Annotated in this window: 6 protein-coding genes, 1 tRNA gene and 2 rRNA genes (1 of these 9 running past the window's edge); 6 read left to right on the top strand and 3 right to left on the bottom strand. The window is 61.3% G+C overall.

The annotated features are described in order from the left end of the window. The 3 genes from EHO51_RS07675 to EHO51_RS07665 form a co-directional block, all read left to right on the top strand. Positions 1–1,825: ribosomal RNA gene (locus tag EHO51_RS07675) — 23S ribosomal RNA — on the top strand (it extends 997 nt beyond the left edge of the window). A gap of 75 nt (positions 1,826–1,900) precedes the next feature. Beyond that, positions 1,901–2,016: ribosomal RNA gene (gene rrf / locus EHO51_RS07670) — 5S ribosomal RNA — on the top strand. A gap of 120 nt (positions 2,017–2,136) precedes the next feature. Continuing rightward, positions 2,137–2,213: transfer RNA gene (locus EHO51_RS07665), tRNA-Met, on the top strand. Between the two features lie 236 nt (positions 2,214–2,449). Here EHO51_RS07665 and tnpC (EHO51_RS07660) read toward each other — a convergent pair. From tnpC (EHO51_RS07660) to EHO51_RS07650, 3 genes are all read right to left on the bottom strand, one after another. Further along, entirely contained in the window at positions 2,450–3,982 is a 1,533-nt protein-coding gene (gene tnpC, locus EHO51_RS07660) for an IS66 family transposase (RefSeq protein WP_124738388.1), read from the bottom strand. Between the two features lie 69 nt (positions 3,983–4,051). Beyond that, complete coding sequence (gene tnpB / locus EHO51_RS07655) at positions 4,052–4,405, bottom strand: IS66 family insertion sequence element accessory protein TnpB (protein ID WP_124738387.1); 354 nt, start codon at positions 4,403–4,405, stop codon at positions 4,052–4,054. Then, positions 4,402–4,713: a transposase gene (locus EHO51_RS07650; protein ID WP_245434799.1), complete on the bottom strand. Its 312-nt coding sequence runs from the start codon at positions 4,711–4,713 to the stop codon at positions 4,402–4,404. The genes tnpB (EHO51_RS07655) and EHO51_RS07650 overlap by 4 nt, the downstream gene beginning before the upstream one ends. Positions 4,714–4,802: 89 nt before the next feature. On the opposite strand from EHO51_RS07650, the gene tnpA reads away from it, so the two are divergent. The 3 genes from tnpA (at position 4,803) to tnpC (EHO51_RS07635) (ending at position 7,219) form a co-directional block, all read left to right on the top strand. Next, entirely contained in the window at positions 4,803–5,264 is a 462-nt protein-coding gene (gene tnpA, locus EHO51_RS07645) for an IS66-like element accessory protein TnpA (RefSeq protein ID WP_109027271.1), read from the top strand. Positions 5,265–5,290: 26 nt separating this feature from the next. Beyond that, the gene (gene tnpB, locus EHO51_RS07640; protein ID WP_210330407.1) at positions 5,291–5,617 is read left to right on the top strand and encodes an IS66 family insertion sequence element accessory protein TnpB; all 327 of its coding nucleotides are present in this window, start codon (positions 5,291–5,293) and stop codon (positions 5,615–5,617) included. Between the two features lie 69 nt (positions 5,618–5,686). Beyond that, positions 5,687–7,219, top strand: coding sequence for an IS66 family transposase (tnpC, locus tag EHO51_RS07635; RefSeq protein WP_124737198.1), 1,533 nt, complete (start codon positions 5,687–5,689; stop codon positions 7,217–7,219). The last annotated feature ends 180 nt before the right edge of the window (positions 7,220–7,399 follow it).

Genomic DNA, 7,399 nt, shown 5'->3' with positions numbered 1-7,399 from the left:
GGGAGACACACAGTGGGTGCTAACGTCCATTGTGGAGAGGGAAACAACCCAGACCAACAGCTAAGGCCCCAAATTCGTGGCTAAGTGGGAAAGGATGTAAGAATCCCAAAACAACCAGGAGGTTGGCTTAGAAGCAGCCATCCTTTAAAGAAAGCGTAACAGCTCACTGGTCTAAATAAGGGTTCTCGCGCCGAAGATGTAACGGGGCTCAAGCCACGAGCCGAAGCTTTGGGTTTGCCCGCAAGGGCAAGCGGTAGCGGAGCGTTCCGTAATCCGTCGAAGGGATAGCCGTGAGGCGTCCTGGAGGTATCGGAAGTGCGAATGCTGACATGAGTAACGACAAACACTGTGAAAGACAGTGTCGCCGAAAGTCCAAGGGTTCCTGCGTAAAGTTAATCTTCGCAGGGTTAGCCGGCCCCTAAGGCGAGGCCGAAAGGCGTAGTCGATGGGAACCACGTTAATATTCGTGGGCCAGCAGGTGGTGACGCGTTGCGGAAGCTGTTCGAGATTACTGGATTTCTCGGGCAGCCTAGCGGCGCCAGGAAATAGCCCCTGCATGAGACCGTACCCGAAACCGACACAGGTGGACAGGTAGAGTATACCAAGGCGCTTGAGAGAATGACGTTGAAGGAACTCGGCAATCTACCTCCGTAACTTCGGGATAAGGAGGCCTTCCGTTCGCGCAAGCGGGCGGGAGGGGCACAGACCAGGGGGTGGCAACTGTTTAACAAAAACACAGGGCTCTGCGAAATCGCAAGATGACGTATAGGGTCTGACGCCTGCCCGGTGCCGGAAGGTTAAGAGGAGGAGTGCAAGCTCTGAATTGAAGCCCCGGTAAACGGCGGCCGTAAATATAACGGTCCTAAGGTAGCGAAATTCCTTGTCGGGTAAGTTCCGACCTGCACGAATGGCGTAATGACTTCCCCGCTGTCTCCAACGTCAGCTCAGTGAAATTGAATTCCCCGTGAAGATGCGGGGTTCCTGCGGTCAGACGGAAAGACCCCGTGCACCTTTACTGTAACTTTGCATTGGCATTCGTGTCGGCATGTGTAGGATAGGTGGTAGGCTTTGAAGCATGGGCGCCAGCTCGTGTGGAGCCACCCTTGAAATACCACCCTTATCGTCATGGATGTCTAACCGCGCGCCGTCATCCGGCGCCGGGACAATGCATGGTAGGCAGTTTGACTGGGGCGGTCGCCTCCCAAAGAGTAACGGAGGCGCGCGATGGTGGGCTCAGACCGGTCGGAAATCGGTCGTCGAGTGCAATGGCATAAGCCTGCCTGACTGCGAGACAGACAAGTCGAGCAGAGACGAAAGTCGGTCATAGTGATCCGGTGGTCCCTCGTGGAAGGGCCATCGCTCAACGGATAAAAGGTACGCCGGGGATAACAGGCTGATAACCCCCAAGAGTCCATATCGACGGGGTTGTTTGGCACCTCGATGTCGGCTCATCACATCCTGGGGCTGGAGAAGGTCCCAAGGGTTCGGCTGTTCGCCGATTAAAGTGGTACGTGAGCTGGGTTCAGAACGTCGTGAGACAGTTCGGTCCCTATCTGCCGTGGGTGTAGGAGAATTGAGAGGATTTGTCCCTAGTACGAGAGGACCGGGATGAACATACCTCTGGTGGACCTGTTGTGGCGCCAGCCGCAGTGCAGGGTAGCTATGTATGGACGGGATAACCGCTGAATGCATCTAAGCGGGAAACCCACCTCAAAACGAGTTCTCCCTTGAGAGCCGTGGAAGACGACCACGTTGATAGGCCGGGTGTGGAAGTGCGGCAACGCATGGAGCTTACCGGTACTAATAGCTCGATTGGCTTGATCGCTCTCATTTATCGACGCCCATACTCGTGTGGCGCGAATAGAAAGACCTCATTTGCTTCGAAGATGTGTTTCGCCGGCCTGGTGGCCTTCGGCGGAGCGATCAGACCCGATCCCATCCCGAACTCGGCCGTCAAACGCTTCTGCGCCAATGGTACTATGTCTCAAGACCTGGGAGAGTAGGTCGTCGCCAGGCCTGCGAAGCACATCAAATCCTCTTTATCGATTACCTCTTCAGCAGTGCTGCTTTCGCCGCGCTGCTTTTTTGTCTTCGCGCGTTCTTCTCGCGCGTTTCTGTTAGGCGCATTTCTCTTGGCGCGGGGTGGAGCAGCCCGGTAGCTCGTCAGGCTCATAACCTGAAGGTCGTCAGTTCAAATCTGGCCCCCGCAACCAATCCAACTTGATGCCCCGGCTCCTAACGCCGGGGCATTGCTTTTCCAGGATGCCGCAAGGATTCCAGAAAGATCGCCTCTAACATCGATGAGAAGTTCGTCGTCCTTCGGCGTCAGGATGATATCCCTAACCAAGGATCTCAGAACTTCGCCGGCCTTAAGCCCGCGGCCTCGGTTTCCTCCTGCAAAGCGTCGAACAGCTCAGCACCTGAGTGCGATGTAGCGTAACCGCTGTTATCAGGCCACGTCTTTGAGCACGGCGGGCGTCGCGTAGGCCCAAGGCATCAGTTCATCGAGTTTGCTCGCGAGATGGCCGTCGACGATCTTCGTGAGGACGTCGGCCATATAGGCTTGCGGATCGACGCCATTGAGTTTGCAGGTTTCGATGAGCGACGCGATGATCGCCCAGTACTCTGCGCCGCCGTCGGAGCCGGCGAAGAGCGCATTTTTACGATTGAGGGCAATGGGTCTGATGGCGCGTTCGACGATATTGGAGTCGATCTCGATCCGTCCGTCATCGATGAAGCGGGTGAGGCCGTCCCAGCGTGAGAGCGCGTAGCGGATCGCTTCGGCAAGCTTGGTCTTCTGGCTGATCAGCGCGAGTTTTTCGCGCAACCAGGGTTTGAGCGCGTCGACGATTGGGCGGGATTTGTCCAGTCGCGCCGCACGCCGTTCGTCTGCGTTGCGTCCGCGAATGTCTTTTTCAACGGCGTAAAGCGCACCGATGCGCGTCAGCGCCTCCTTGGCGATCGGCGCCTGGCCGGCGGCGGCGAGGTCATAGAAGCGCCTGCGGACGTGCGCCCAGCAGAAGGCGAGCGACACGCTGTTTTTCTGCGCCAGCGCGCGATAGCCGGGGTAGCCATCGACCTGCACGACGCCGCTGAACCCGTAAAGATGCGCGAGCGGCTGCTCGGATTTTCTGTTTTGCGCGTAGACATAGACGGCGATCGGCGGATCGACGCCGCCGATCGGCCGGTCGTCGCGCGCATAGGCCCAAAGTTGACCGGTCTTGGTGCGTCCGCGCCCCGGATCCAGCACGGGTGCAGTCGTTTCGTCGGCGAAGATTTTCGTCGAGGCGCGGATATGCTCCAGAAGCCGCTCATGCACGGGGCGCAAATGCCAGGCGGCGCGGCCAACCCAGTCGGCGAGCGTTGATCGATCGAGGTCGATCCCTTGCCTCCCGTAAATCTGTGCCTGACGATAAAGCGGAAGGTGGTCGGCGTATTTGGAGACGAGCACATGGGCGACAGTTGCTTTCGTCGGCAGGCCGCCTTCGATCAGCCGCGCCGGGGCCGGCGCCTGCACGACGCCTTCCTCGCAGGCGCGGCAGGCATATTTGGGACGCCGCGTCACCAGCACGCGGAACTGCGCCGGCACGATGTCGAGTCGCTCGGAGACGTCTTCGCCGATCTGGTGCAGCGCGCCCTTGCAGCGCGGGCAGGCTTTGTCCTCGATATCGACGATGGTCTCGATACGCGGCAGATGGGCAGGCAGCGCGCCGCGATTGCGTCGACGTTGACGCGCGGCTTCGGAGCGCTCAGCAGCCGAACGGCTTTCTTTTTCTGCCGCAGCGCTCGCTTCTGTCTGCTCGACATCCTCCAGCGCCAGCAGCATCTGGTCTTCTGGCAACGTCTCGGCGCGGCGACCGAAGCGATGACGCTGCATCTCCTTGATGATCTGAACGAGCCGCTCGTTGCGTGCCCGTTCGGCAAGAAGCATCGCCTTCAGTTCGTTCGGATCGTCGGAAAGCGCTTCGATCGCTTGCGGCATAAGCAAAGCAGATCATATTTTCGGGCGCGTCGCGACGATATTTGCAGCGCCGATTCACAATGCCGCAGATCAGCCGGCCAGAGCCGGCGCCGGCGTCTCTTTCGCGCGCACGCGTTTCCAGTCCAGCCCTTCGAGCAGCGCCGAAAATTGCGCCGCGGATAATCGCATCACCCCGTCTTCGATCTTCGGCCAACGGAACTCGCCGTCCTCCAGCCGCTTGGCGAACAGACACACGCCGGTGCCGTCCCAGAATACAAGTTTGATCCGATCCGCCCGCTTGGCGCGAAAAACATAAATGGCGCCGTCGAAGGGATCGGCCTGCATCGTCTCGCGCACCAGAGCCGCCAAACCTTCCGCGCCCTTGCGGAAGTCAACGGGCTTCGTCGCCACCATGACGCGGACCGCGCCCGTCGGGCCGATCATGCGCGCCTCTTCAAGGCGCCGACAATCGCCGTGACCATCGCCACATCGGCGCCGCGCCAGACCCAGACGCTCGTGCCGTCAATATCGAGTTCGATCACATGCGGCCGCGCAGCGATGGATTTGCTCTCCGATAATGACGGCACAGGCGGTAACGATGCTTCGTCCCACGCCTCGACAACGACAGGCGCGAAGGGTGCGCCTCCGGACAACGCCGCTTTCCGCCGGGCTTCGCGTCGCCAGGAAAATAGTTGCTGCGGCGTCAGTCCGCGGCGGCGCGCAACTTCCGAAACGACAGCGCCAGGCGCCAAGGATTCCTCGACCGTAAGCGCTGTTTTGACCGCACCTTTTCTGGGGCTAGGGACGGGGCGATATTCGGAGCGTTGAGGAGCTCCGACACATGTCGATTTTAGAGCATAAGCACGTGTCGGAGATTGAGGCGGCTCCGCCACGACGTGTCGAGATTTTTACTGGGGCCGGTCGCCGCCGCACGTGGACGGCGGAAGAAAAGGCGTCGATCGTTGCGGAGAGTTATGAGGAAGGCGTCCACGCCTGCCAAGTTGCTCGCCGACATGGTTTGACGCCACAGCAATTGTTCACGTGGCGGCGCGCGGCGCGGGAAAGTTTGAAGGCTGTTGACGCCGAAACTCCCTCAGCATTTGTTCCTGCGGTTGTTGAAGCGACAGCTGTGAAAGCAACGCCTGCCGAGCCGGCCGACGCCCAAGCGGCCTCTGTTCGGCCGCCGATTATCGAACTTGAGATCGGCGGTTCGCGCGTATGGATATGGCGCGGGGCGGAGGCGGCGCTGGTGACCGCGATCGTCGGCGCGTTGAAGGACGATAAAAGATCGGACTGCGCGTGATCGGCCCGACGGGCGCGGTCCGCGTCATGGTGGCGACGAAGCCCGTCGACTTCCGTAAGGGCGCGGAGGGTCTCGCGGCGCTGGTGCGCGAGACGATGCAGGCCAATCCCTTCGACGGCGCGATTTACGTTTTCCGCGCCAAGCGCGCGGATCGGATTAAACTCGTGTTCTGGGACGGCACGGGCGTATGCCTCTTCGCCAAGCGACTGGAGGACGGCGAGTTCCGCTGGCCCAAGATCGATGACGGCGTCATGCGATTGTCGGCGGCGCAATTGTCGGCGCTGCTCGAAGGACTCGATTGGCGGCGCGTGCGCGCGGCGAAAGAGACGCCGGCCCCCGCGTTGCCGGGATGAGCTGCGACACAGTGAATCAGGGCCTCGAAGAGCGTCGAAAGACGGCAGAAAATATGGTGTTCTGCGGCTATGGCGCAGGCGATCGAGAGGCTTCCCGACGATCCGAACGAACTGAAGGCGATGCTTCTCGCCGAGCGCGCGCGCAACGAGCGCCTGGTTCAGATCATCAAGGAGATGCAGCGCCATCGCTTCGGGCGGCGCGCCGAGACGCTTCCCGAAGACCAGATGCTGCTCGCGCTTGAAGAGGTCGACCAGACGGAAGCCGGCGCGGCGGCGGCGGCGGAAGCCAAATCCGCCGCCGAACGTGAGAAGGCGGCCAGAAAGCGCCGCACGAACCGTGGCGCGCTGCCTGCCCATCTGCCGCGCATCGAGACCATCGTCGACATCGACGAGAAGGCCTGTCCCTGCTGCAAGGGCGCGCTTCACCGGATCGGCGAGGATGTCTCCGAGCGGCTCGACATTGTGCCGGCGCAGTTCCGGGTGCTGGTGACTCGGCGTCCCAAATACGCCTGTCGCGCCTGCGAGGGCGCGGTCGTGCAGGCGCCGGCCCCGGCGCGGCTGATCGAAGGCGGACTGCCGACCGAGGCGACCGTCGCCCACGTGCTCGTTTCCAAATATGCAGATCACCTTCCGCTCTATCGGCAGGCCCAGATCTACGCCCGGCAGGGCATCGCGCTCGACCGTTCGACGCTCGCCGACTGGGTTGGACGCGCCGCCTGGCATTTGCGGCCCGTGCATGAGCGACTTCTGGAACACATAAGATTGTCGACGAAAATCTTCGCCGACGAGACAAAGGCGCCGGTGCTCGACCCCGGACGGGGGCGCACCAAGACCGGCCAGCTCTGGGCTTATGCGCGCGACGACCGGCCTTTCGGCGGCGCAGATCCGCCGATCGCCGTCTATGTCTATGCGCAAAACCGAAAATCCGAGCAGCCGCTCACGCATCTTGCCGGCTTCACGGGCGTCGTGCAGGTTGACGGTTACGCCGGCTATCGTGCGCTGGCGCAGAAGAACAGCGTGTCGCTCGCCTTCTGCTGGTCGCATGTCCGCAGGCGATTTTACGAACTCGCCGCCGCCGGCCCTGCGCCGATCGCCAGCGAGGCGCTCGAGCGCATCGGCGCGCTCTACGCGGTCGAGAGCAATATCCGGGGTCAGAACCCGGATGACCGGCGCGCGGCGCGACAGGAAAAATCCCGCCCCATCCTCGACGCCCTCGAGCCATGGCTGCGTGAAAAGCTCACGCTGATCAGCCAGAAGACCAAGCTCGCCGAGGCGATCCGCTACGCGCTCTCGCGCTGGGACGGCCTAACGCGCTTCGTCGACGACGGGCGCATCGAGATCGACTCCAACATCGTCGAGCGCGCCATCCGCCCCATTGCCCTTAATAGGAAGAACGCTCTCTTCGCGGGTTCCGATGGCGGGGCTGAGAACTGGGCGATCGTCGCATCGCTTATCGAGACCTGCAAGATCAACGGCGTCGATCCGCAAGCCTATATGACCGACGTCCTCACGAAGATCGTCGACGGCCATCTCGCCAGCAAACTCGACGAACTCATGCCCTGGGCCTACGCGCAGCCGGTCGCACTCAAAGACGTGGCCTGAAAACAGCGGTTACCCTCGACCGCTTGCGCCTTCTCGTCATCCGACCAACGACGACGGCGCTCGCCGCCGCCCGCGATCACTTCGATCCGCCGAACAGCCTCGCGCTTAGGCTCAAGCGTATGATCAAGTCTGGACACAAGCCCTATCTCCGTCAGGAGATCAGACTCGCTGCTTTCAGCG

Origin of the sequence: Methylocystis rosea (genome assembly GCF_003855495.1) — a bacterium.
Classification (GTDB): domain Bacteria; phylum Pseudomonadota; class Alphaproteobacteria; order Rhizobiales; family Beijerinckiaceae; genus Methylocystis; species Methylocystis rosea_A.
This window is presented reverse-complemented; position numbering and strand designations above follow the sequence as displayed.